Below are 1,191 nucleotides of genomic sequence, written 5' to 3' on the forward strand. Positions count from 1 at the left end.
CGCTATGTCGTTATCTCGATGAGATTCGTGCTGAACTAAATCGTAGTGTGGACGAGAAATCTGACTGTGGTTTGAATAAAGAAGAGGCAGAGCAATGGTACCCAGTGATCGGTTCGCACTTTAACCGTGCCGATGGGCACTATGCTTTGTGGCAGTTCTATTCAAAAGATTCTAAGCCCGATGATCAGCCAGATGCGCGATGGGCGACCTTGCGTGACTATGAAAATGGTTCAGACATCTATTTGTTTGGCAGCCCACTGAGTGCAGGCGGCTTGTTAAATATTGCGCTTTGGAAGCGTGCTTACGGCGCCGTGTTGACTTCTGCAACACTCACTGCACTCGGAAAGTTTGATCATTTACGACACAAGGCAGGGCTTCCTGAAGGCTCGGTGTATCATCGCGTACCAAGTCCATTTGATTTTCAGCAAGCGGGTCTATTAAGAGTACCGCCGATGCGTTCATTGCCGAATCAAGCACAGGCGCATACGCAAGAGTTGATCGATGATCTTGAAGATTGGATCGAAGATCATAAAGCAGTGCTTGTGTTGTTCAGTTCGCGCAAGCAGATGAATGACGTGTTTTACAGAGTCGATCGTGACTTGCGTGAAGATATGTTGACCCAAGACGATATGGGTAAGCAGGAATTGATTCAGCTGCATAAGAAAAAAATAGATCAGGGTAAGCGCAGTATTTTGTTTGGTCTGGCGTCACTTGCCGAGGGTATCGATTTGCCAGGTAAGTATCTGACGCATGTTGTTATTGCCAAAGTGCCGTTTGCTGTGCCGAATGATCCTTTAGAGCAAGCGATTGCTGAGTGGATTGAAAGTCAGGGGCGTAATCCCTTTATGGAGATCTCTGTTCCTGAAGCAAGTTTGCGACTGATTCAGGCATGTGGCCGTTTGATCAGAACAGAGCAAGATTCAGGGCAAATTACGATTCTCGATCAACGATTAATCACCAAGCGTTACGGCAGCTTGTTGCTTGATGCTTTGCCACCTTATCGTCGTCAGCTGGGTTCTTAGTTTAAGCAATTGTCTACCGTTCAATCTTTTGCGCATAAATTGCATGAGCAGTAATTTGGCCCACCACAATTGCTGAAAATATGAGGGCTGCCGACTCACCAACACTTGGTATCGGCAGTACTGTCGCCTCATAAAAGTTTTGCCCAGCGCTCACTAATATACGGCTGCC

At 46.9% G+C, this 1,191-nt stretch carries 1 protein-coding gene; it reads left to right on the forward strand.

Features of this window, described 5'->3' with window-relative positions; all coding sequences use genetic code 11:
• On the forward strand, positions 1-1,022 hold a 1,022-nt coding region (locus A3762_RS25495), incomplete at its 5' end, for a helicase C-terminal domain-containing protein (RefSeq protein ID WP_304439337.1).
• Between the last annotated feature and the right edge of the window lie 169 nt (positions 1,023-1,191).

The sequence above is a fragment of the Oleiphilus sp. HI0125 genome (genome assembly GCF_001635355.1).